Annotated in this window: 2 protein-coding genes; one reads left to right on the forward strand and one right to left on the reverse strand. The window is 68.1% G+C overall.

Features of this window, described 5'->3' with window-relative positions; genetic code table 11:
- On the forward strand, positions 1-194 hold a 194-nt coding region (locus tag ACFP2T_RS35370), incomplete at its 5' end, for a hypothetical protein (RefSeq protein WP_377429608.1).
- A 201-nt stretch (positions 195-395) separates the two neighbouring features.
- Here ACFP2T_RS35370 and ACFP2T_RS35375 read toward each other — a convergent pair.
- A partial coding sequence (locus ACFP2T_RS35375) for a GNAT family N-acetyltransferase (RefSeq protein ID WP_377429610.1) occupies positions 396-1,055 on the reverse strand: 660 nt, incomplete at its 5' end.

The raw sequence follows: 1,055 nt of genomic DNA on the forward strand, positions 1-1,055 counted from the left end.
GCCAGACCCGCGCGACCCGACCTCCAGCCATCGACCGCGACGACACGGACGCGCCACTGGCAGTGACCGAGCGCAGGATGAGACTGGGGACATCGCCGGTGCTAGAGAACTACGGCGGTTCGGACCAACGCCAACGGAGCGCCAGGCGCGAGTTGGATTTCGGTCCTTCCGCAGTGGATATCGAGCCGGTCTGACAGGGAGCCCTTCACGCAAGCGGTGACGACTGATCGTGGTCATGCGGTTCGGATATGGTCGAAGTGCAGAAGGACCAGAACTGCCGCGACGCCCCGTGCGGGAGTGTCAAGTTAACATTTGTACAGTCCCGGCCGCCGAGTCGAGACGGCAGCCAAGCTGTCGGCGGCGCCGGTTCGACCCACCGCCACCGTTGTCGGGAGTCAGCTGTCGCTCGTCAGCCGCGCGTGTACGTGCTCGTCGTGGCGGCGACCGTCGCCGTATCGGAGGGACTCCCGCAAGGTACCCTCCAGTTGGTAACCGGCCCGCTCTGCGACCCCGCACGATCCGGGGTTGGCCACCGCGTGGCACAGCTCGATCCGATGCAGGCCGCGCTGGAGGAAGCCCCATTCGGTGATCGCCGCCACCGCCCGGGACGCCACGCCACGCTTGCGGGCAGACTCGACGGTCCAGTAGCCGACCGACGCGTTGCCGTCGCGGATGCTGTGCAGCGACACCGAGCCAAGCAGCGTCCCGGTGGCCGGGTCCGCGACGGCGAGCGAGATGTGGTCGCCGGTCGACAGGTCTGTCCGGCGGGCGAGCCAGGTCTTGGCACTCTTCAGGTCGACCACCATGGGGCGGGGCGGGTTCCACAGGGCGATGGCGGGTTCCAGCAGCGCGGGCAGTACCTCTGCCGCGTCGTCCAGGCGCCAAGGACGCAGCACCAGGCCGGGTGCGCTGATCTTGATCGTTTCGACGGTGTCGCGTTGTGCCGGTGGGTCCTCCTGCCGCCCGCCATCCCGGTCGCGCAGGAGGGTGATCAGTTCCTCCCGATGCGTCTGGATGAGCTGCCTGACCTCGTTGGTCATGGCGTTCTTCGCGGT

It is taken from the genome of Plantactinospora solaniradicis, from assembly GCF_042658085.1.
GTDB classification, from domain to species: Bacteria; Actinomycetota; Actinomycetes; order Mycobacteriales; family Micromonosporaceae; genus Plantactinospora; species Plantactinospora solaniradicis.